The sequence below is a fragment of the Variovorax sp. 10N432 genome (assembly GCF_056394465.1).
This window is the reverse complement of sequence record NZ_JBFTHX010000003.1, coordinates 143,345-164,674: the sequence shown is the minus strand read 5'-3', so window position 1 is coordinate 164,674 and position 21,330 is coordinate 143,345. Positions and strand designations below refer to the sequence as shown.

Here is a 21,330-nt window from a genome sequence, read left to right as displayed (position 1 = left end):
CGACCAGAGCGAACTCGTCTTGGCCTCGCGAGCGGGATTTGCGTACCGTTCGGTCCGTGCAATCCCTCAACCAGGACGACATGTGACCACCTCCCGAATTGCCGCCCGCGTGCGGCGGATCAAGCCCTCGCCCAGTACCTCCGCCGCCGACCGCGCCAACGAGCTGCGCCGCCAGGGCAAGTCGATCGTGAACCTCGTGGTCGGCGAACCCGACTTCGACACGCCGGCCCACATCCGCCAGGCCGCCGCCGCCGCGATCGAGAAGGGCGCCACGCGCTACACGCTGATGGCGGGCACCGTGGAGCTGCGCCAGGCGATCGTCGCCAAGCTCGAACGCGAGAACGGCCTGCACTACGCGATGGACGAGATCATCGCCACCAACGGCGCCAAGAGCGCCATCTACAACGCCCTGGCGGTCACGCTGGAGCCGGGAGACGAGGTGATCGTGCCCGCCCCCTACTGGGTGTCCTACCCGGACATGGTGATCGCCTGCGAAGGCGTGCCGGTGACCGTCCCCTGCCCCGAATCCAGCGGCTTCAAGCTGCAGCCGGCGCAGCTCGAGGCGGCCATCACGCCGCGCACCCGCTGGCTGCTGATCAACTCGCCGAGCAACCCCACCGGCGCGAGCTACACCGCCGACGAGTACCGGGCCCTGGCCGAGGTGCTGCTGTGCCATCCCCAGGTGCTGGTGATGACCGACGACATCTACGAGCACATCCGCTTCGACGGCCAGAAGACGCCGCACATCCTCGCGGTCGCGCCGGCCCTGCGCGACCGCACGCTGGTCGTCAACGGCGTGTCGAAGACCTACGCCATGACCGGCTGGCGCATCGGCTACGTGGCCGGGCCGGTGGACCTGGTGCGCGCGCTCGACACGCTGCTGTCGCAGTCGGCGGGCAACTGCTGCTCGGTCAGCCAGGCCGCGGCGGCGGCGGCGATGAACGGCGACCAGAGTTTCGTGACCGAGAGCGTCGCCATCTACAAGCAGCGCCGCGACCGCACGCTCGCGCTCATCAACGCGATCGAGGGCCTGAGCTGCGCGACGCCCCCGGGCGCTTTCTACCTCTACGTCAACTGCGCCGGCCTGATCGGCAAGACCACGCCGGCGGGCAAGACGCTGGCCGAGGACGGCGACGTGGTCATGTACCTGCTCGAGAGCCAGGGCGTGGCCGTGGTCGCGGGCACCGCCTACGGGCTCTCGCCCTACTTCCGCCTCTCCATCGCGACCTCGATCGAAACGCTCGAGGAAGGCTGCGCCCGGATCGCCCGGGCCGTGGCCGAGCTGCACTGAAGGACACCCCCATGACATTCAAAGGCATCCGCAAGAACCCGTCCGCGCCGCAGGTCGACGCAGCGATCCTCGCCGCGCTGCGCGACATCCCGGTCGCGGCGCTGAGCGACAACATGCACCGCAACATCGGCAGCGTCGGCCTCACGCCCTACCACCGGCCGGGCCCGGCCACCATGGCGGGCACCGCCGTGACGCTCAAGTCGCGCGGCGGCGACAACCTCACGCTGCTGCGGGCCTTCGAGTTCTGCCGCCCCGGCGACGTGATCGTGATCGATGCCGACGGCGACCTCTCGAATGCCGTGATCGGCGGCATCCTGTCCTTCTACGCCGCCACCATCGGCACCGCCGGCGTGGTGCTCGACGGTGCGATCCGCGACCTGGCGGAGATCCGGGCGCGCGACTTCCCGGTGTATGCGCGCGGCGTGAACCACCGCGGCCCCTACAAGGACGGCCCGGGCGAGATCAACGTCCCGGTTTCGGTCGGCGGCATGGTGGTGAACCCCGGCGACATCGTGGTCGGCGACCAGGACGGCCTGATGGCCTTCGCACCCGACGAAGCCGAGGCGCTGATCACCAAGGCGCGCGCCCATCTCGAGGCCGAGGCCAACACCATGCGCGCCATGAAGGAGGGGCGCTGGGACCGGTCCTTCATCGATGCGCTCGAGGCGCGCTGCGCCAACTGAGCCAGGGGGAAACCCCGCCCGTCCGCGGGCCGCTGGCCGGCCGACAATGGCGCTGGCCCGGCCGTTCCTCTCCTTGACTCCCTCGGACACCGCATGACGAACAACGTACTCAAGTCCTTCGACCTCACGGGGCGCACCGCCCTCGTCACCGGCTCCAGCGCCGGCATCGGCTTTGCGCTGGCGCGCGGCCTGGCCGGCGCCGGCGCGCGCGTGATCCTGAACGCGCGCAACGCGGCCAAGCTCGAAGCCGCCGCCGAAGTGCTGCGCGGCGAAGGCCTGCAGATGCTGACCGCCGCCTTCGACGTCACCTCGGGCGAGGCGGTGACGGCCGCCATCGCGCGCATCGAGGCCGAGGTCGGCGCCATCGACATCCTGGTCAACAACGCCGGCATGCAGCGCCGGGCGCCGCTGGACCAGTTCGCCGAAGCCGACTGGCACGAGCTCATGAAGACCAACGTCGACAGCGTCTTCCTGGTCGGCCAGGCGGTGGCGCGGCACATGATCGGGCGCCGGCGCGGCAAGATCGTCAACATCTGCTCGGTCCAGAGCGAACTGGGCCGTCCCGGCATCGCCCCCTACACGGCCAGCAAGGGCGCGGTCAAGATGCTCACCAAGGGCATGGCGATCGACTGGGGCCAGCACGGCATCCAGGTCAACGGCCTGGGGCCGGGCTACTTCAAGACCGAGCTGACCGACGCGCTGGTCAAGAACGAGGAATTCACCCAGTGGCTGGTGGGCCGCACCCCCTCGCGCCGCTGGGGCGACGTCGAGGACCTGGTCGGCGCGGCCGTCTTCCTGTCCAGCGACGCCTCCAATTTCGTCAACGGCCACATCCTCTACGTGGATGGCGGCGTCACGGCAACCCTCTGAGGACCCCCATGGAAGCGCTCGTCATCCACGCCCCCGGCGACCTGCGGGTCGAACAGTTCGACACCGCCCCGCTCGGGCCCGACCAGCTGCAGGTGCGGGTGCGCTGCGGCGGCATCTGCGGCTCCGACCTGCACTACTACCAGCATGGCGGCTTCGGCACCGTGCGCATCAAGGAGCCGATGGTGCTCGGCCACGAGGTGGCCGGCATGATCGAGGCGGTGGGCGCCGACGTGCGCGGCTACGCCGTCGGCGAGCGCGTCGCGATCAGCCCCAGCAGGCCCTGCGGCCTGTGCACCTACTGCCAGCAGGGTCTGCAGAACCACTGCCTCGACATGCGCTACTACGGCAGCGCGATGCGCACCCCGCACGTGCAGGGGGCCTTCCGCCAGCAGATCGTGGTCGAGACGCACCAGGCCCACAAGCTCGCCGATTCGGTCAGCGACGGCGAGGGCTCGATGGCCGAGCCGCTGTCGGTGGCGCTGCATGCGGTGCGCCGGGCCGGTTCATTGCTGGGCAAGCGGGTGCTGGTGACGGGCTGCGGCCCGATCGGCGCGCTGGCGATCATCGCGGCGCGGCGCGCGGGCGCCGTGCACATCGTGGCCACCGACGTCGGCGCCCACACGCTGGGCAAGGCGCTCAAGGTGGGCGCCGACGAGGTGGTCAACGTGGCCGACGACCCCGAGGGCCTGCAGCGCTTCACGGCCGACAAGGGCAGCTTCGACGTGCTCTTCGAGGCCAGCGGCAACGCGCGCGCGCTGGTCGGCGCCTTCGACGCCCTGCGCCCGCGCGCCGTGATCGTCCAGCTCGGCCTGGGCGGCGAGATGACGCTGCCGATCAACACCATCGTGGCCAAGGAGTTCGACCTGCGCGGCGCCTTCCGCTTCCACGAGGAGTTCGCGGTGGCCGTCGAGCTGCTGAACAAGGGCCTGGTCGACGTCAAGCCGCTGATCTCGGCTACGCTGTCGTACCGGGATTCGGCCCGCGCCTTCGCGCTGGCGGCCGATCGCTCGCAGGCGATGAAGGTGATCCTGAACTTCGACTGACATCCGTCATGACCAGAACCTGGCTGCTTCCCATTGCATTTGCGTTCGCCGGCGCGGCCGCGGCCGCCGAACCCTGCGAAGCCTTGCGGGCGCAGATCGAAGCCAAGATCGCCGCCGCCGGCGTGACGCGCTTCAGCGTCACCACGGTCGACGCGGCTGCGGTGGCGGCCGGCCAGGTGGTGGGCAGCTGCGAACTCGGCAGCAAGAAGATCGTCTACCAGCGCGAACCGGGCAGCGGGGCCGGGGCGGCCCCTGCGCGACCGCGCGGCGAGCCGATCCTCACGGAGTGCAAGAACGGAACGGTCTCGGTCGGCGGCGATTGCCCCCGATAGCGGCTGCGCCCGCGCTCAGCGGCAGACCGTGGTCGTGCCGACCGGCTGGCAGGTCTTGCCGTCGATGCTCCGGTAGCGCTCCAGCTGGCCCGAGCGGTTGAACCGGTTGCCCTGGCGGTCGTCGCAACCGCCCGCGTCGCAGCTGCGGATCCGCGGCCGCATGTCGCGTGGCGGCGCAGGCCGGCCATAGGCGCCGCCATAGCCGGGATAGGCATAGCCGGAACCGTCGTCGACCAGCATCGGGTCGCTGCCGCGGTCGCTCCAGCGCGAATCGCCGGCCGGCTGGTTGCTGTTCGCGCCGTTGCCGATCACGCCCGGGCCGGAAGGCGCCGGCGGCGCATGCACGATGGGCGCCGGCGGCTCGCGCGGCACGGCCGCCGGCCGGTCGCTGCCGTCCGCGGCGGGTGGCGGCGCCTCGAGGATCGTGACCCGCCCCGCCGCGCGGGCACCCGCCGGGCAGGCACCGTCGGTATAGCTCACGTTGCCGGCCGCGTCCGCGCACCGCACCACTTCGGCACCGGCCACCGGGCCGAGCAGAAGCATGGCGAAGATGAGAGAGGTGCGGCGCATGGCACACCCATTGTGCCGGTCTCCTCGTCACTCCGAGAAGGATTTCACCTCGACCGGCAGCACCGGCGCCTGCCAGCGATAGGCCGCGCTCAGCGCGTTGCGATCCGGCGGTGCTCCCGGCCATTGGATGTCGAGCAGGTCCGCGATCGTCCAGCCGGCCCAATCCGCCCTGAAAGGCGTGAGCGCCGCCCCGGCTGCGCGCGAGGCATCGGGCGGGTCCTGCCAGATGACGGCGGGAATCCGGTAGCCCGACGCGGTGGTCGGGCTGTGGCCGGCCCGGTCGCTCACATGGCCGACCTCCTGCCCGTGGTCGGACAGGTACATCCAGGCCCGGTAGTCGCCCGGCCGGCCCGCCCGGCGCGTCAGCTGCAGCGTCTCGGAGACCACGAAGTCGTGATAAAGCAGCGCGGCGTCGTACTCCTGGCGGTAGCGCCGCACCCAGCTCGAGCGGCCGCTCTCGACCAGGCCGGTCTCGACCGCATCGACCTGGTCGTCGAACGGGTTCTCGCCGGCGGGAAATCTCAGGCTGTAGTGCGGATGCGCGCCCATCAGGTGGACCACGACGAGCTTGCGTTCGGCCGAGTCGTCCAGGGCCTCCTGCAGGCAGTCGAGCAGTTCGCCGTCCAGCGAAGCGCCGGCCCGGCCCGGTGTGCGATTGACCATCTCGACCACGTCGGCCAGCCGCGCATGCGCCTGCTCGACCGCGATGTCGTCGTGGTTGCTCATCCACCAGACCTTGTAGCCGGCCGTGCGGGCCAGCGCCAGCAGGTGCTGCGGCGACTCGCCGGCCGGCACGCCGAAGTTGAACAGGCTGCGCAGTGCCGGGAGGGTGCTGGCATCGACCGACCAGGCGTTGCGGATCACCAGCATGTCGTCGCCGAGCAGTTGCTGGTGCGCCAGCAGGCGCGGCGTCGTCGCCCGGCCGTAGCCGTAGAGCGCCAGGTTGTCGCGATTGATGCTGTCGGTGATGACCAGCACCACGGTGGACGGCCCCGCCCGGGTCGCCACCGGTGCGGCCTCCCGGGCCCGCTGCAAGGCCTGGTCGCGCGCGCGCTGCTGATCCGACCAGGCGAGGCGCAGCGCCTGGACCGAATGGCCCCAGTCGGTCCAGAACACCACCGGATGCAGCCGCCGCCAGGGCTTGCTGGCATGGGCGGCGGCGGCCAGCAGGAGCGCCGCGCACAGGAGCCCGATGGCCCAGGGCGGCCAGGGCGCGGTCGCCCGCGCGCCTTGCCGCACGCAGCGTCCGAAAACCCATCCTGCCACCATCAGCGGCGCCGCCCAGACCACCAGCGCGCGCCAGTGCATCGAGAGGTACTCCGCGCCCTCCCGGCCGTTGGTATTGGCCGCCGACGCCACCACCAGGGCGCTGTTCGGTGCCGCCTGGTAGGCCTCCAGCAGGTAGCCGCGCGCCACGCCGTCGAAGGCGAAGGCCATGGCGCCCAGCCACAGCAGGGCCGTGCGCAGCCGATGGATCCGGCGGCTGCGCACCGGCCACAGCATCCAGGCCAGCAAGGGCAGGCCGAGCGCGAACAGCTGGGCCACCCGCCGGCCGTCATGTCCCAGAACCACCAGCGCCAGCAGCATGGCGCCCATGGCGGCGCAGGCCTTCAGCGGGCGGACAGGCCGTCCGGCGGTCGCTGGCGCGGAGGCAGGCAGTGGGGGGACCCTCATGGCCGGCGGATTCTGGCAGCGCCCGGAACCGGCGACGGACAGAATCCCTTGGGCGAGGCGGCCCATTCCCCGCCCCGATCGGCCAGTTAACATGCCCGGTCGAGCCACCCATCACGAGAGAGCAGCAGCGCCATGGCGAACGAATCCAACCGACAAGCCGAACTGAAGAAGATGGTGCTGTGCACGTCATGCGCCGGCATCCAGCGCAACTGGCGGCGCGCGCCCGGGCATGCCGAACTGGTGCAGCAATCGAGCCGCAAGGAAGACCGCGACGGCCACACGGTCAACGTCACCAGCTACCGCTGCGACGCCTGCGGCACGCGCTGGGAATACGAGAACGACAAGACCAACCAGCAGGCCGGCTGGTCGGTGATCGGGCAGTAGCGCGGCTGCTACCCCTGCTCGAGCATGGCGGCGGCGGCCGCATGCACCGCCCCCGTCAACAAGCGCAGCGCCTGCGATTCGACCCGCCAGTGCTGCCAGTACAAGGCGACGTCGAGCGATTGCCCCGGCACCAGTTCGACCAGATCGCCGCGCGCCAGCAAGCCGGCCACCAGCACCCGCGGGTTCATGCCCCACCCCAGGCCCTGCACCGCCGCATGCACGAAACCGTGGGTGCCGGGCACCCGGTGCAGCGGCGGCGCCAGCCGCTTGCGCGTGAGCCGGCGCATGAACCGCGCCTGCAGCGCGTCCTTGGCATTGAACACGTTGCAGGGCGCCGCAGCCAGCGCCGCGGCATCGACGCCGCGCGCGAAGTGCCGGGCCATGAAGGCCGGGCTGGCGACCGCCAGGTAGCGCATCGCGCCCAGGGGCTCGACCACGCAGCCCTGCACCGCCTGGGGCTCGGCGGTGACGGCCGCCATCACGCGGCCCTCGCGCAGCAGCAGCGCCGAATGGTCCTGGTCCTCGACGCGCAGTTCGAAGCTCACCGGGCCGGCGGCCTGCACGCCGGCCAGCGCCGGCACGAACCAGGTGGCCAGCGAATCGGCGTTGACCGCCAGCGCCAGCGGCAGCACCGCATCCGGCGCGCCGAGGCCGAAGGGCCGCAGGGCGTCGGCCTCCAGCAAGCGCACCTGCTGGGCATGCCGCTGCAGCGCCTGGCCGGCCGGCGTCGCCACGCAGGGCGAGGCCCGCTGGATCAGCACCCGGCCCATCCGCTCCTCGAGGCCCTTGATGCGCTGGCTGATGGCCGACGGCGTGACGTGCAGAGCGCGCGCCGCGCCATCGAAGCTGCCTTCGCGCAGCACGGCATCGAAGGCGGCGAGCTGGCGCGAGTCGATCTGCATGTCAAAAATTCTAATCTGGCGTCAGAAAGATGAGTTTGATTGATCCGCCTGGGGCCGCTACCGTGCGGCCATGTTCCTGATCTTTGCCAAAGGTTTCCTCACATCGGCCGCGCTGATCGTCGCCATCGGGGCGCAGAACGCCTTCGTGCTGCGCCAGGGCCTGAAGCGCGAACACGTGCGCGAGGTGGTGCTGGTCTGCGCCTTGTCCGATGCGCTGCTGATCGCCCTCGGCGTGGCCGGGCTGGGGCTGCTGGTGCAGGCCAACGCCCCGCTGCTGGCGTTCGCGCGCTGGGGCGGCGCCGCCTTCCTGCTGGCCTACGGCGCGCTGGCGGCCCGCCGTGCCTGGTCCGGCGAGCGGATGTCGCTGCCCTCGACCGCGCCGATGAGCCGGCGCTCGGCCCTGGCCGCCTGCCTGGGCTTCACCTACCTCAACCCGCACTGCTGGCTCGACACCGTGGTGCTGCTGGGCGCCGTCTCGGCCCAGCAGCCCGCGGGCGGGCGCTGGGTCTTCGGCATCGGCGCGGCGTGCGCCAGCGTGGCCTGGTTCGCAGCGCTGGGCTACGGCGCCCGGCTGCTCGGCCCGCTGTTCACCCGCCCCCTGGCCTGGCGCGTGATCGACACCCTCGTGGCCCTGCTGATGGCAACGATCGCCGGGTCGCTGCTGTTCAATCCGCCTTCAGGATGGTCTCGCCCTTGAGCGGACCCCAGTCGCGGATGTTGTCGCGGCGGCGCTTCCAGCCGGCATAGGTGCGCCGCCAGTTCACCACCGAGATGAAGTAGTAGAGCACCTTGAACATCCACAGCGAACGGCGGTACGCCCGCCCGTGGTGGATGTCGGCCGCCAGCAGCGACATCAGGCCCTGCTTGGCCTTGAAGACGTTGTTGGGGTGCATGAACATGTCGCGGATCGTCGGGTTGGTCACCCGGTAGATGAACCACGAGTAGTCGCGCGGCCCCACCCGCATGCGTTTCTCGAGCGCCTGGCGCGCCGCCGCCAGCTCCGCCGGCCGGTCGAGGGCGGTCGCCACCAGCGCGGCGCCATCGAAGGCGCTCTGCATCGCCAGGAACACGCCCGAGGAGAACATCGGGTCGATGAAGGTGAAGGCGTCGCCCACCATCAAGTAGCGCTCGCCGGTGGCATGCGTGCTCGCGTACGAGAAGTTGCCGGTGGCATGCACCGCGTCGTCGACCAGCGTGGCGTTCGCGAGCCGGTCGTGCAGTTCCGGGCACATCGCGATGGTGTCGAGGAAATAGTCCTTCAGCGGCTTGTCGCGCGCCTTCAGGTAGTAGGCCCAGCACACCGCGCCGACGCTGGTGGTGCCGTCCGCGAGCGGGATGAACCAGAACCAGCCGTGCTCGAACCAGCAGATGCTGATGTTGCCCTCGCGCCGGCCCTCGAGGCGGCGCGCATTGTGGAAGTGGCCGAACAGCGCCGTGCTGTTGTGGTCGGGGTTCTTGTTCTTGCACTTGAACTTGGTGGCCAGCAGCGTGTCGCGGCCGCTGGCATCGACCACGAAGCGTGCCCGCCAGCTGCGGCGGGCGCCGTCATCGAGCTCGGCCTGCACCGTGGCGCCCTCGGCGTCGAAATCCACCTGCCGGACCCGGGCGCCTTCGAGGGTCAGCGCGCCCTCCTTGCCGGCGTGGCGGAACAGCAGTTCGTCGAGCTCGGAGCGGCGCACCTGCCAGGCCGAATCCTTGGTCGGGTCCCAGCCCTCGGAGAAATCGACGTAGCTGCGGTAGTCGAGGTCCGGCGGCACGAACTCGATGCCGAACTTGGGCATGCCGATCTTGTCGACCTGGTCGCGCACGCCCAGCTTGTCGAACAGCTCGACATTTCCCGGCAGCAGGGATTCGCCGATGTGGAAGCGCGGGTGATGCTCCTTTTCGAGCAGCACCACCCGCCGCCCCTGGCGCGCGAGCAGCGTCGCGATGGTCGAGCCGGCCGGCCCGCCGCCGACCACCAGCACATCGCATTCCTGACTTGTCTCCATGACTCCGGCTCTCCATTGAATTCACTTGAAGCGCCCGCATTGTGCCGGGGTCGCGAACCGCCCCTGCGAGGGCCGGCCGTGAAGTCGCAGGACTTGCCGGGTCGGCCCCAGTCAGCCGGACGCCGCCTGGTCGTCCATGGCCAGGTCCCTGGGCGGCTCGACCCGCCGCCCTTCGTTCGCCGTGCTGGGGCTGCGCCACAGCGAGACCACCTGGTCGAGCTTGGGCAGTCCGGGCTCCGGCATGGAGATGGTGGACCGGGGCGCGAACACGAAGTGCCGCGGGAGCTCCCTGGCGGACTGGCCCGGCAGCGCTGCGCGCACCACCTTCAGACCGTCGACGTGGGCCTCGGTCCAGAACACGTCCTTCCACGGCGTGCCGGCCGGGAAGCGCGCGGCCCAGTCGGTGTTGCCCTTGACCCAGACACCGCAGACCGTGCCGAGGCGCCCGCGCCAGGCCGGCGGGCAGACGAAGACGCCGGAATCGCCCGGGCGAAGCCGCAGCAGCTGCGAGGGGTAGGCGTACAGGCCCATCCAGTCCATGCTCTCGCTCACGCTGGTGTCGCGCGACTGGCGCGCCTGCTCGCTCAGCAGCTTGCGGACCTCCACGAAGCGCGGCCGACCCGGTCCCGGGCCCGCCATCGATTCCTCAGGCTCGGCGCCGGCCGGGACGGGGCCCTCCGCGCCGGCGTTGGGAAGAAAGTCGAGCCCCACGCGGATCAGCGCCTCGCGCAGCCGGCCCACGGTCTTGGCGCCGATCGCCTCTTCGTTGAGCAATTCCTGTTCGCTGATCGCCGACAGGTCGTCGATGCAGAAGATGCTGAGGTTGCGCAGCGCGTCGCGGGCCCCGGAACGCATGGAGATCTCGTCGATCGGCGTCTCGGGGCTCAGCTGAGCCGGCATGTTGAAGCGCTGGGACCCCCGGGGGCGCCAGTCGAAGGAGCGGAACTCGAAGGGCGCGCCGGAGGGGATCAGGTTGTCGCGCAGCGCATCCGCATGCTGGCGCTTGGCCTCGTGGATGGCGGTCCGGAGGGCGCCGAAACAGGCGAGCAATTGAGCATCCGGCAGTTGGGCGAGGTCATCAACGGTTCGGATCGTGCAAGACATAGGCGCAGTCGCTATCGATACAGGTACCGGTCCCGTCGGACCGTGGTTGCTTGCCGAATCAACGGGCGTTGTTCCAGTATTGGGACTCCGCCGGCCCTTGTCCATGCCAGGAATGGATTGACACTATTCACTTATTGAATGTAGGCATCAATGCGTAAGCCCAATCAGGCCCGTGGCCGTTCAGGTCAAGGCTCTGCATGACCTGGTTGCGGAACCAGACGTGGGCGGCGTGGCGGTGGGTGCGGTCGTGCCACGAGATGTAGACCTCGAATTCCGGCACCTCCACCGGCAGCGCCAGCTCGGCCAGGCCGAAGCGCTGCTGGAAGCGGGCCGCCAGCGACTGTGGCAGCAGCGCCACCATGTCGGTCCTTTCGAGCAGGTGCGGCGCCGTGAGGTAGTTCGGCGTGACGAAGCGGCGGTTGCGCGCCAGGCCCTGGGCCGCCAGCGCCTGGTCGACCACCTCGCCGAAGCAGTTGACCGTGTTGGGCATGATCACGACGTGCCCGAGCGCCGCGAATTCGGCGGCCGACAGCTTTCGGCCGATCGCCCAGTGGCCGGCGCGCGCCACGCAGATGATCCGATCGCGAAACAGCAGGCGGTGGCGCAGCTCGCGCAGACTGGGCGGCAGCATGCCGACCGCGAAGTCGACCTCGCCGGCTTCCAGCACCTTGTTGAACTGCGACGGGTGAACCGGGTGCCGCACCGACATCGAGATGCCCGGATAGCGGCTGCCCATGTGCTGCACCAGGCCTTCCATGAAGAGGCATTCGAGGTAGTCGGTGGCGACCATCCGGAACAGGTAGCGCGTGCTGCCGGGGTCGAAGGCCACCGCATTGCCCAGCAATTCGCTCATTTCGCCCAGGATGCGCTCGGCGAATTCACGCAGCTGGAGCGCCTTGGCGGTGGGGATGAGCCCGGTGCCGCCCTTCACGAGGATCGGATCGGCGGTGACGGCGCGCAACTGGCTCATCGCCCGGCTCATGGCGGGCTGGCTGATCGACAGCGCCTCCGCGGCGCGCGAGACATGCGAGTGGTCGACCAGCGCGACCAGGCACTTCAGGAGATAGAAATTGAGTTCGCCGCTGTCATTTCTTTTCTGCTGCATGGGCGCGCCGCCGGCTCAGCCGAGCTTGCGGATCAGTTCCGCGCGGACCACGGCACGTGATTCGGGCCCGTCGGCGGCATCGTGAAGGCCGCGCATCATGTCGTCGTAGCAGAGCGCGAACAGGGCATCGACGGCGCAGCGCTGCTCGTTCGAAAACGTGCCCAGGCGGGTCCAGGCATCGAGCAGCTGGGTCGACTCGGCGCACGAAACCAGGCGAAGCTCGTGCAGCTCGAGCACCAGCTTCATCTGGACTGCGCTGAGGGTTTGCCGGACCCGCACAGGCGCCCCCGTCTTCAAAAGTTGGCCTGGATGGTGGCGCCGCCCTGGATCTGGCATTCGCCGGTGCCGCCGCCCGACATGCCCTGCTGGGGCCGCAGCATGTGCAGCCGGCAGCGCATCAGGCCGCCTTGCGGGCTCTTCAGGTTGGCGATCACCTTGCCGCTGTAGACGGTGGCGAACTGCACCGGGTCGAAGCCCGGCATCATGCCCCCGCCGCCCATGCCCGCGACGCTGCCATAGCCCCAGTAGGACCAGTCGGACCAGCCCACCGGCCAGCCGCCGCCCCACATCGGCGCCATGGCCTCGCTCCGGGTCTGCTGCGTGATCTGCAGGAAGGGTCCCTGGAAGGTGGCGGTCGGCAGCGTGGCCGTCATGGTGCCGGTGATGCCGCCGTCGGTGCTCTTCCAGGAAAACAGCACCGGCTTGTCGGGCTGGCCCTTCTGCACGATTTCGCCGCCCCCCGTGCCGGTGGTGGTGCAACCCGCCAGCGCCATCCCCGCCACCGCGGCCACGGCAGCGGTCCACCTCTTCAATCTGCGCATTTTGGTTCTTCCTTGTCAGCGAATTGGAGCCCCAGCGATTGTTCCGCAGCGCCTCCCAAAAGTCACGAATCGGATATACCCTTTGTTGTACAAGTCAGGCGCTAGACTGGCGCCGTGGTGCGCCGCCCGCGCATCGAGCTGCTGATCGCTGAAGGCACCTGCCCCATGGCTGAGTCCCGGTCTCGCCCCCTGTCGAAGAACCCGCCGCGCGCGGGCCGGACGCTGCGCGACCCGTTCGAGCGCCTGGTCGAGGCCGGGCTGCGGCTCGACGCGCTGGCCGACGGCGGCGCGCTGCAGGCGGCGCTGGTCGACGAAGCCGCCCGGCTCCTCGGGGCCCAGCGGGTGCTGCTGGTGCTCGACACCGAGGCCGGCCTGCACGGCGCCGGCGCCCTGCTGCCGCCGGCCGAAGATGCCACTGCCCTGTTCAGCGCCATCGCGCCGTGGCTGGCCGAGGCCCGCCAGAGCCGCAAGCCCAGCCTGCGCCACGGGCCCGAGCACGCCGCGCCGGGCGAGCAGCGCTCCTGCCTGATCGCGCCACTCGTCGTCCAGCGCGAGCTGCTCGGCTACCTCTACGCCGACATCGAAGGCCGGCTGGGCCGGTTCGACCGAATCCACCGCGACCTGCTGGCCGCGCTGGCGCGCCAGGCGGCGGCGGCCCTGGCCCGCTGCCGCGAGCGCGAAAGCCTCCAGCGCGAGCTGGCCGCGCGCCAGGACGAGCTCCAGCAGCGCAACGACGGACTGGCGCTGATCAACGCGATCCAGCGCGGGATCGCGGCCAAGCTGGGCTTCCAGGCGATCGTCGATCTGGTGGGCGACCGGCTGCGCGAGGTCTTCGATTCCGGCGACCTGAACATCGTGTGGTGGGACGACCGGACCAACCTGGTGCAGGTCATGTACCGCTACGAGCACAACAAGCCCCTGCCCCGGCCGCCGGCGCGGCCGCTGGAACCGGACGAGCCGCTGGCGCGCGTGATGCGCAAGCGCGAGGTCGGCGTGCTCAACACCCGCGAGGAGCAGACCCGGATGGGGCTGCATCCCGCGCCGGGCACCGACTGGGCGCTGTCGATGGCGGCCGTCCCGATCATCGGCAACGACCGCGCGCTCGGCATCATCGCGCTGCAGAACCACGAACGCGAATACGCCTTCGGCGCCCACGAGATCCACCTCCTGGAAGCCGTGGCCGCCAGCCTGGGCCTGGCGCTGGAGAGCGCACGCCTGTTCGACGACACGCGGCGCCACGCCCGCGAGATGCAGGAGGCGCTGGCCCACCAGAGCGCCGCGGCCGACGTGCTGCAGGTCATCGGCAGCTCGCTGGCCGACCCCGGCCCGGTGTTCGACAAGATCCTGGAGTGCTGCGAGCGCCTGTTCGACGGCAGTTCCTTCGCCCTGCTGATGGTCGATGCCCAGGGCAACCTGGCGCTGACCCGCTGGCAGATGACGGCGGCCGGCCGCGCCGCGGTCGGCGAGGCTCGGCTGGCTCAGCTCGCCGCCTCGATGGAGGCGAACTACCCGATGCCGCTGGCCGGCACCTCGGCCGAGGTCTCCTTCCGCACCGGCGACCTGGTGGAGTTCGCCGACGTGCTGGCCGACCCGGCGGCACCGGTGGTGCTGCGCCGCAATGCCGAGCTGATCGGCTACAGCTACGCCAACCTGGCGGCGCCGCTGATCTGGGAGGGCCGCGGCATCGGCATCCTGAGCATGCAGCGCACCGAGACCGGCCCGTTCCGCCCGAGCGAGCGGGCGCTGCTCAAGACTTTCGCGGACCAGGCGGTCATCGCGATCCAGAACGCCCGGCTGTTCAATGAAACGCAGGTGGCGCTGCACAAGGTCGAGGAGCGCACCGCGGAGCTGACCGAGTCGCTCGAATACCAGACCGCGGTCAGCGACGTGCTGCGCGCCATCAGCGAATCGCCCGACGACGTGATGCCGGTGTTCGAGGCGATCCTGGACTGCACCATGTGGCTGTTCGAAGGCCCGACCGCCGCGATCTTCAGCTTCGACGGCCGGCAGGTCCACCTGGCGGCGGCCCGCAACTGGTCCGAGCAGGCGCTCGAGGCGGCGCGCACGGTGTGGCCGGCGCCGCCCGACCGGCGCCAGATGAACGGGCGCGTGATCCTCGAGCGCCAGGCCCTGAGCATCGAGGACGCGTGGTCGGACCCCGACTACGACCGCCGGCTGGCCAACTCCGGCAACCGGCGCCGCGTGATCGCCGCCCCGATGCTCAAGGACGGCGAGCCGATCGGCGCCATCACCATGGCCTGGCCGGACCCCGGCCCGACGCCGCAGCGGCAGGTCGACCTGCTCAACCTGTTCGCCGAGCAGGCGGTCATCGCGATCGACAACGTCCGCCTGACCACCGAGACCCGCGAGGCGCTCGAGCGCCAGACCGCGACCGCCGACGTGCTCCAGGTCATCAGCGAATCGATGGAGGACGCTCGCCCCGTGTTCGACAAGATCCTGGAGAGCTGCCAGCGCCTGTTCTCCGGCACGCAGCTCGGCATCTCCCTGGTCGGCGACGACGGGATGATGCACCTGGGCGCCCACCGCGGCTCGGCCCGCGAGGCGCTCGAGCGCTACTATCCGCGGCCCATCGACCACTCGCCCATGGGCGAGGCCATGGCCGGGCCCGAGGTCCTGCACATCCCCGACGCGCTGGCCGAGCCGAACCTGCCGGTCTTCATGCGCGAGCTCGGCGAAAAGATCGGCAGCTACGCGATCATGCTGGCGCCGCTGATCTGGGAGGGCCGCTACATCGGCTCGATCCACGTTGCGCGCCAGCCCCCCGGGGCCTTCGCCGACAAGGAGATCCGGCTGCTCGAGACCTTCGCCGACCAGGCCGTGATCGCGATCCAGAACGCGCGCCTGTTCAACGAGACCAAGGAGGCGCGGGCCGCCGCCGAGGCCACGAACGAGGCCAAGAGCGCCTTCCTGGCGACCATGAGCCACGAGATCCGCACCCCCATGAATGCCGTCATCGGCATGAGCGGGCTGCTGCTCGACACCGCGCTCGATGCCGAGCAGCAGGACTACGTCTCGACCATCCGGGACTCGGGCGATGCGCTCCTGACCATCATCAACGACATCCTCGACTACTCGAAGATCGAGGCCGGCCGGATGGACATCGAGGCCCATCCCTTCGACCTGCGCGAGTGCGTGGAGTCGGCGCTCGACCTGGTCAGCACGCGGGCGACCGAGAAGAAGCTCGAGATCGCCTACGTGTTCGAGGGCGACGTGCCGGTGGGCGTGAGCGGCGACCTCACGCGGCTGCGGCAGATCCTGCTGAACCTGCTGAGCAACGCGGTGAAGTTCACCGAGGCCGGCGAGGTGGTGCTGACGGTCAGCGCCGATGCCCGGCCGGGCGGGCGGGTCGCGCTGACCTTCGCGGTGCGCGACACCGGCATCGGCCTGTCGGCGCAGGGCAAGGGCCGGCTGTTCCAGTCGTTCTCGCAGGCCGACTCCAGCACCACCCGCAAGTACGGCGGCACCGGCCTCGGGCTGGCGATCAGCAAGCGGCTGGCCGAGTTGATGGGCGGCACCATGTGGGTCGAGAGCGACGGGCCGGGCATGGGCTCGACCTTCTTCTTCACCCTCGAGGTGGCGACCTCCGATGCGCCGCCGAGCAAGCGCCGCATCGTCAGCGGCGTGCAGATCGAACTGCAGGGCAAGCACCTGCTGATCGTCGACGACAACGCGACCAACCGGCGCGTGCTGGCGCTCCAGACGGCCCGCTGGGGCATGGACTCGCGCGCCACCGAATCGCCGGCCGAGGCCCTGCGCTGGCTGGCCCAGGGCGAGCGCTTCGACCTCGCGATCCTCGACATGCACATRCCGGAGATGGACGGCGTCGATCTCGCGCGCCGCATCCGCGCCAACCACGCCAGCTTGCCGCTGGTGCTCTTCAGCTCGCTCGGCCGGCGCGAGGCCGGCGACGCCGAGTCGCTGTTCAACGCCTACCTGTCCAAGCCGATCCACCAGTCGGCGCTGTTCGACACCCTGGTGAGCCTGCTGGCCCACGAAACGGTCGCCACCCGGCCCACGGACAGCGCCGGCGCCAAGCCGCAGATCGACCCGACGATGGCGGCGCGGCATCCGCTGCGGATCCTGCTGGCCGAGGACAACGTGGTGAACCAGAAACTCGCGCTGCGCCTGCTGCAGCAGATGGGCTACCGGGCCGACCTGGCCTCCAACGGCATCGAGGCGGTCGAGTCGGTGCAGCGCCAGACCTACGACGTGGTGCTGATGGACGTCCAGATGCCCGAGCTCGACGGGCTCGACGCCACCCGGCAGATCTGCACGCTGTTCGAGGCCGGCCGCAGGCCCCGCATCGTCGCCATGACCGCCAACGCCATGCAGGGCGACCAGGAAATGTGCATCGGCGCCGGCATGGACGACTACCTGACCAAGCCGATCAGGGTCGATCGGCTGGTCGAGGCCCTGCGGAACGTGCCGCCGCGCCAGGATCGTTGAGAACCCGACGGCGTCCATCGGCTTGATGAGGCCCCGTTGTCGACGAGGCTGCAATTTGGGCGTAAGCTAGAAAAAGGTTCTATTTGTTGCTCGAAAGAGCATCTTGTTTTCTTTTAAAAACAAGAACTTGCGTGCGAGGCAGGCATACGACGGACCCGATCAGCCCCCTATCGAAAACGACTGCGGAGAGCGTATGGATCTGAGAAGCGAGCAACTGGCCGACGGTGTCGAGAAGATCAGTCTGGTCGGGCGCATGGACAGCATCGGCGGGCATGACATCAACGTGCGCCTGTCGGCGCTGGTGGCCAACCGCAAGCTGCTCGCGGTGGTCGATCTGTCCGAGGTCTCGTTCCTGGCGTCGATCGGCATCCGCACCCTGGTCGTCAACGCGAGGGCGCAGTCGATGCGCGGCGGCGTCATGGCGTTGGCAAGTCCGCAACCGCTCGTGGCGGAGGTACTCAAGATGGCAGGCATCGACACGATCATCCCGGTGTACCCCGACGTCGACACCGCCTGCAGCGCGCTGATGGCGGGAGCCGGGAGCCGCTGATGGCCGCCACCGGCGGGGAGCCCCAAGCCTCCCTCACCGTCGGCAGCGAGTTGCGCGAACTCGCGCGCGTGAGTGCGTGGGTGCACGACTGGGCCGAAGGCCAGCGGCTGCCGCCGCGCGTCGCGCTGAACCTCGACCTCTGCTCGACCGAGGTGGTGACGAACATCATGACCCATGCCTGCAGCCAGGGCGCGCAGAACATCTTCCTGCGGCTGGGCTGGCAGGGCCAGGACGTGGCCCTGGAAGTCGAGGACGAGGGCAGCGAGTTCGATCCGCGGCAGGTGCCTGAACCGGCGCGCGCGACCAGCATCGACGATGCCCGGATCGGCGGCTGGGGCATTCCGATCGTGCGGCGCTTCTCCGACGGGCTGCGCTACAGCCACCACGACGGCCGCAACTGCCTGACTCTTTTGTTCCGGGCGTCGGCGCCGCCCTGAGCGCCTTTGATTTGATTTCACCACCCATCGTCAACCCACCACCGAGGAGCATTCTCCATGGCAACTGCAGCCAAGCCTTCCATGAGCATCGACACCCAGAGCGCGCTGGCGGCGCAGGCGGCCCTGGCCGCCGGCCAACCCAACGGCGCCGGCGAGAGTTCCGGCGTCGACAAGATGCGCGAGCTGCTGTTCGGCAACCAGATGCAGGACTACGACAAGCGCTTCTCGATCCTCGAGGACCGCTTCCAGCAGCGGATGCGCGACATGGAGACCGAGTCGTCGCGGGGGCTCAGCAGCCTCGAGTCGACGATGAAGAAGCAGCTCGAATCGGTCGCCGGCCAGTTCCGCGAGGAAAAGGACCTGCGCGCCGACGCCGACAAGGAGCTGGAGCGCAGCCTGCGCGACCACACGCAGACGCTCGAGAAGCGGCTGGCCCAGCTGTCCGACCAGCTGGCGCGCCAGGAGCGCGAGTTCACCGATCGACTGAGCCACGAGGTCCAGGTGCTGCGCGACGAGATGCGCAAGCGCCAGGATGACGCCCGGGCCACCACCGAGCGGATGTTCGCCGAGCTCAGCAACGTCAAGACCGACCGCAACCTGCTCGCCGGCCTGTTCGTCGAGATCGCCAAATGCCTGAACCAGGACGTCGCGCCCAAGGGCAGCAACGGCCACGCCGGCTGACTCGCATGACCTTAGCGCCAGCGGCACGGGCGCGCGCCCGAGCGGAGGCGCGGTGAACGCACGCCTGTCGCTGGCCGCGACGCACGCGCCAGGCGAGCCTTCCGACGAGGAGCAGAAGGCGCGGCTCGCCGCCCTGCTGCTGGAGTTGGCGCGCTGCGTCGATCCCAGCGTCGCGGCCACCCTGCCGAGCCGCCTGGAGGCCGACCCGCGGCTGGACGCGATGCGCCGCGTGCTGCTCGAACGCGAGCGGGTGGCGCTGGCGCAGCTGCAGGAGAAGTTCGACGATCCGAAGCAGCTCGCCGACGCGGTGGGCTCGGTGCTGCCCGCGGCCTTCGCGCTGGCGGCGGCGCAGGACGACCGCCTGGGCCTCGCGATCTCGCCCACGGTCGAGCGCGCCACCCAGGCGTCGATCCAGAAGAACCCGGGCCGCATGGTCGACATCCTGTACCCCGTCATGGGGCCGGCGATCCGCAAGGCCATCGCCGAGACCCTCGAGGGCTCGCTGCAATCGCTGAACCAGGCGCTCAAGCACAGCCTGTCGTGGCGCGGGCTCAAGTGGCGCATCGAGGCCTGGCGCACCGGCAGCAGCTTCGCCGAGGTGGTGCTCAAGCACACGGCTGTGTTCCGGGTCGACCACGTCTTCCTGATCCATCGCAAGACCGGCCTGCTGCTGGCGCACGTGGCGCGCGACGACGCGACGACGCGCGATCCGCAGCTGGTGTCGGCGATGCTTTCGGCGATCCAGGATTTCGTGCGCGACTCGTTCGACGAATCCGCCAGCGGCGGCACCAGCAGCGGCGGCATCGACAGCCTGCGCCTGGGCGACCTGCTGCTGTGGTGCGAGGAAGGCCCGTCGGCCTTCCTCGCCGCCGTGATCCACGGCACGCCGCCGGCCATGCTGCGCACGCGGCTCGGCGAGACGCTGGGCTCGGTGCACGACCAGTGGCGCGGCGCTCTGGAGGAATTCTCCGGCGACACGACGCCTTTCGAAGCAGCACAGCCGTTGCTGCGCCTGTGCCTGCTGTCCCAGGCCGCGGAGACCCACAGGAAGGTCTCGCCGCTGATGTGGCTGATCCCCTTGCTGCTGCTGGGGGCGCTGGGCTGGTGGGTCGGCCAGCGGATCATCGAGCGCCGCCACGTCGACGCCTATGTGTCGAGCCTGCAGGACCAGCCCGGCATCGTCGTGATGAACGCCGAACGGCGAGACGGCAAGTGGCTGGTGTCCGGGCTGCGCGACCCGCTGGCGGCGCAGCCGGAAGCCTTGCTGGCGAAGACCGATCTCGATCCAGCGCGCATCGTCGGCCGCTGGGAACCCTACCAGGCGCTGCATCCGGCCATCGTGCTGAAGCGGCTTCAGGCGACGCTCGACCCGCCGCCGACGGTCATCCTGGCGCAGGACGCGAGCGGCATCCGCGCCAGCGGCAACGCGCCCCAGCGCTGGATGGAAAAGGCGCGGGCCTTCGTCCAGACCCTGCCCGCCGGCGCACCCAAGGTCGACCTCAGCGCCCTGAAGGACGTGCAGGACCCGGACTACCTGCGCCTGCGCGATGCGATCCAGGCCCAGCTGATCCACTTCGACTTCAGCATGCCGCGGCCCGCGGCCGACCAGGAGACCAAGCTCGATACCGTCGCCGGCTACATGCGCGAACTGGTCCAGGTGGCGCGCGACCAGGGCTTCCCGGTCAAGGTGACGATCGTCGGCCACGCCGACGCCACCGGCAAGGACACCTCGAACCTGGCCCTCAGCGTGGGCCGTGCCGAGGTCGTGCGCTCGATGCTGCGTGCCCGCGGCGTCGATCCTTCCGTGCTCGCGGTACGCGGTGCCGGCCCGCTCGAACCGCTGCGCCCCGGCGCCAGCGAGGACGAGCTGTCGATGAACCGGCGCGTGTCCTTCGGCGTCAGCACCGGCGACTAGGACCTGTCAACACATGCTGCAAAAGAAGATCTGCCTGCTCGGCGCCTTCGGCGTCGGGAAGACCAGCCTGGTGCGTCGCTTCGTCGACACCATTTTCTCGGACGCCTACCTGACCACGGTCGGGGTGAAGATCGACAAGAAGCTGCTCACCGTCGGCAGCGAGCAGATGGCGCTGATCCTGTGGGACATCGCCGGTGAGGACGACATCGCGGCCGTCCGGGTGAGCTACCTGCGCGGCGCGGCGGGCTACCTGCTGGTGATCGACGGCACGCGGCCCGAGACCCTGGACACCGCGGTCTCGATCCAGGGCCGCGTCGATGCCGAGATCGGCAGCGTTCCTTTCGTCGCCCTGCTCAACAAGGCCGACCTCGAAGAGGACTGGACCATCTCGATGGAGCGGATCGCGCAGCTGGAAGCCGCCGGATGGCAGTTTCGCCGCACCAGCGCCAAGACCGGGGCCGCGGTCGAGGAGACCTTCCAGGAACTGGCGGCGCTGCTCGCCCGATAGCC

21 protein-coding genes are annotated in these 21,330 nt (G+C 70.0%); 13 read left to right on the top strand and 8 right to left on the bottom strand.

Translation table 11 applies throughout. The features are described from left to right. Nucleotides 1-82: 82 nt before the first annotated feature. The 5 genes from AC1DF3_RS05030 to AC1DF3_RS05010 all read left to right on the top strand — a co-directional run bounded on the left by AC1DF3_RS05030 (nt 83) and on the right by AC1DF3_RS05010 (nt 4,219). The gene (locus AC1DF3_RS05030) at nt 83-1,291 is read left to right on the top strand and encodes an aspartate transaminase (protein WP_478139000.1); all 1,209 of its coding nucleotides are present in this window, start codon (nt 83-85) and stop codon (nt 1,289-1,291) included. Nucleotides 1,292-1,302: 11 nt separating this feature from the next. Continuing rightward, complete coding sequence (locus tag AC1DF3_RS05025; RefSeq protein WP_286530448.1) at nt 1,303-1,974, top strand: RraA family protein; 672 nt, start codon at nt 1,303-1,305, stop codon at nt 1,972-1,974. Between the two features lie 93 nt (nt 1,975-2,067). Then, entirely contained in the window at nt 2,068-2,844 is a 777-nt protein-coding gene (locus tag AC1DF3_RS05020) for a glucose 1-dehydrogenase (protein ID WP_478138999.1), read from the top strand. An 8-nt stretch (nt 2,845-2,852) separates the two neighbouring features. Beyond that, nucleotides 2,853-3,887, top strand: coding sequence for an L-idonate 5-dehydrogenase (locus AC1DF3_RS05015; protein ID WP_286530452.1), 1,035 nt, complete (start codon nt 2,853-2,855; stop codon nt 3,885-3,887). An 8-nt stretch (nt 3,888-3,895) separates the two neighbouring features. Further along, a complete protein-coding gene (locus AC1DF3_RS05010; RefSeq protein ID WP_478138998.1) occupies nt 3,896-4,219 on the top strand; it encodes a DUF1161 domain-containing protein in 324 nt (107 codons plus the stop codon). Between the two features lie 15 nt (nt 4,220-4,234). On the opposite strand, the gene AC1DF3_RS05005 is transcribed toward AC1DF3_RS05010, so the two are convergent. After that, complete coding sequence (locus tag AC1DF3_RS05005) at nt 4,235-4,789, bottom strand: DUF4124 domain-containing protein (protein WP_301807845.1); 555 nt, start codon at nt 4,787-4,789, stop codon at nt 4,235-4,237. 27 nt (nt 4,790-4,816) lie between these two features. Continuing rightward, on the bottom strand, nt 4,817-6,463 hold the full coding sequence (locus AC1DF3_RS05000; protein ID WP_478138997.1) for a phosphoethanolamine transferase: 1,647 nt from the start codon (nt 6,461-6,463) through the stop codon (nt 4,817-4,819). A 132-nt stretch (nt 6,464-6,595) separates the two neighbouring features. Between AC1DF3_RS05000 and AC1DF3_RS04995 the strand changes: the two genes are divergently transcribed. Continuing rightward, nucleotides 6,596-6,847, top strand: coding sequence for a hypothetical protein (locus AC1DF3_RS04995; RefSeq protein ID WP_478138996.1), 252 nt, complete (start codon nt 6,596-6,598; stop codon nt 6,845-6,847). Between the two features lie 8 nt (nt 6,848-6,855). Here the strand turns inward: AC1DF3_RS04995 and AC1DF3_RS04990 are convergent, their stop codons facing one another. Continuing rightward, nucleotides 6,856-7,749 carry a LysR family transcriptional regulator ArgP gene (locus tag AC1DF3_RS04990; protein WP_478138995.1) on the bottom strand — a complete coding sequence of 298 codons (894 nt, stop codon included), beginning with the start codon at nt 7,747-7,749 and terminating at the stop codon, nt 6,856-6,858. 70 nt (nt 7,750-7,819) lie between these two features. Here AC1DF3_RS04990 and AC1DF3_RS04985 point away from each other — a divergent pair, with 70 nt between their 5' ends. Beyond that, nucleotides 7,820-8,446: a LysE/ArgO family amino acid transporter gene (locus AC1DF3_RS04985; protein ID WP_478138994.1), complete on the top strand. Its 627-nt coding sequence runs from the start codon at nt 7,820-7,822 to the stop codon at nt 8,444-8,446. On the opposite strand, the gene AC1DF3_RS04980 is transcribed toward AC1DF3_RS04985, so the two are convergent. The 5 genes from AC1DF3_RS04980 to AC1DF3_RS04960 all read right to left on the bottom strand — a co-directional run bounded on the left by AC1DF3_RS04980 (nt 8,415) and on the right by AC1DF3_RS04960 (nt 12,770). Next, the gene (locus AC1DF3_RS04980; protein WP_478138993.1) at nt 8,415-9,740 is read right to left on the bottom strand and encodes an NAD(P)/FAD-dependent oxidoreductase; all 1,326 of its coding nucleotides are present in this window, start codon (nt 9,738-9,740) and stop codon (nt 8,415-8,417) included. The genes AC1DF3_RS04985 and AC1DF3_RS04980 overlap by 32 nt on opposite strands. Before the next feature lie 111 nt (nt 9,741-9,851). Then, on the bottom strand, nt 9,852-10,790 hold the full coding sequence (locus tag AC1DF3_RS04975) for a helix-hairpin-helix domain-containing protein (protein ID WP_478138992.1): 939 nt from the start codon (nt 10,788-10,790) through the stop codon (nt 9,852-9,854). Nucleotides 10,791-10,971: 181 nt separating this feature from the next. After that, the gene (locus AC1DF3_RS04970; RefSeq protein ID WP_478138991.1) at nt 10,972-11,949 is read right to left on the bottom strand and encodes a LysR family transcriptional regulator; all 978 of its coding nucleotides are present in this window, start codon (nt 11,947-11,949) and stop codon (nt 10,972-10,974) included. Nucleotides 11,950-11,964: 15 nt separating this feature from the next. After that, nucleotides 11,965-12,195 (bottom strand): hypothetical protein, encoded by a 231-nt coding sequence (locus AC1DF3_RS04965; protein ID WP_286530469.1) that lies wholly within the window; start codon nt 12,193-12,195, stop codon nt 11,965-11,967. Between the two features lie 47 nt (nt 12,196-12,242). Then, nucleotides 12,243-12,770 carry a hypothetical protein gene (locus tag AC1DF3_RS04960; protein ID WP_301807864.1) on the bottom strand — a complete coding sequence of 176 codons (528 nt, stop codon included), beginning with the start codon at nt 12,768-12,770 and terminating at the stop codon, nt 12,243-12,245. Nucleotides 12,771-12,935: 165 nt separating this feature from the next. Here AC1DF3_RS04960 and AC1DF3_RS04955 point away from each other — a divergent pair, with 165 nt between their 5' ends. The 6 genes from AC1DF3_RS04955 to AC1DF3_RS04930 all read left to right on the top strand — a co-directional run bounded on the left by AC1DF3_RS04955 (nt 12,936) and on the right by AC1DF3_RS04930 (nt 21,328). After that, nucleotides 12,936-17,237, top strand: a complete 4,302-nt coding sequence (locus AC1DF3_RS04955) for a GAF domain-containing protein (RefSeq protein ID WP_478138990.1) — start codon at nt 12,936-12,938, stop codon at nt 17,235-17,237. Nucleotides 17,238-17,430: 193 nt separating this feature from the next. Next, the gene (locus AC1DF3_RS04950) at nt 17,431-17,787 is read left to right on the top strand and encodes an STAS domain-containing protein (RefSeq protein WP_286509457.1); all 357 of its coding nucleotides are present in this window, start codon (nt 17,431-17,433) and stop codon (nt 17,785-17,787) included. After that, the gene (locus AC1DF3_RS04945; RefSeq protein WP_286525888.1) at nt 17,787-18,224 is read left to right on the top strand and encodes an ATP-binding protein; all 438 of its coding nucleotides are present in this window, start codon (nt 17,787-17,789) and stop codon (nt 18,222-18,224) included. Before AC1DF3_RS04950 ends, AC1DF3_RS04945 begins: the two co-directional genes overlap by 1 nt. A 57-nt stretch (nt 18,225-18,281) precedes the next feature. Continuing rightward, on the top strand, nt 18,282-18,905 hold the full coding sequence (locus tag AC1DF3_RS04940) for a hypothetical protein (RefSeq protein ID WP_286530475.1): 624 nt from the start codon (nt 18,282-18,284) through the stop codon (nt 18,903-18,905). A gap of 52 nt (nt 18,906-18,957) precedes the next feature. Then, nucleotides 18,958-20,820, top strand: coding sequence for an OmpA family protein (locus AC1DF3_RS04935; protein WP_478138989.1), 1,863 nt, complete (start codon nt 18,958-18,960; stop codon nt 20,818-20,820). A gap of 13 nt (nt 20,821-20,833) precedes the next feature. After that, on the top strand, nt 20,834-21,328 hold the full coding sequence (locus tag AC1DF3_RS04930; RefSeq protein ID WP_286509461.1) for a Rab family GTPase: 495 nt from the start codon (nt 20,834-20,836) through the stop codon (nt 21,326-21,328). Nucleotides 21,329-21,330 lie beyond the last annotated feature (2 nt).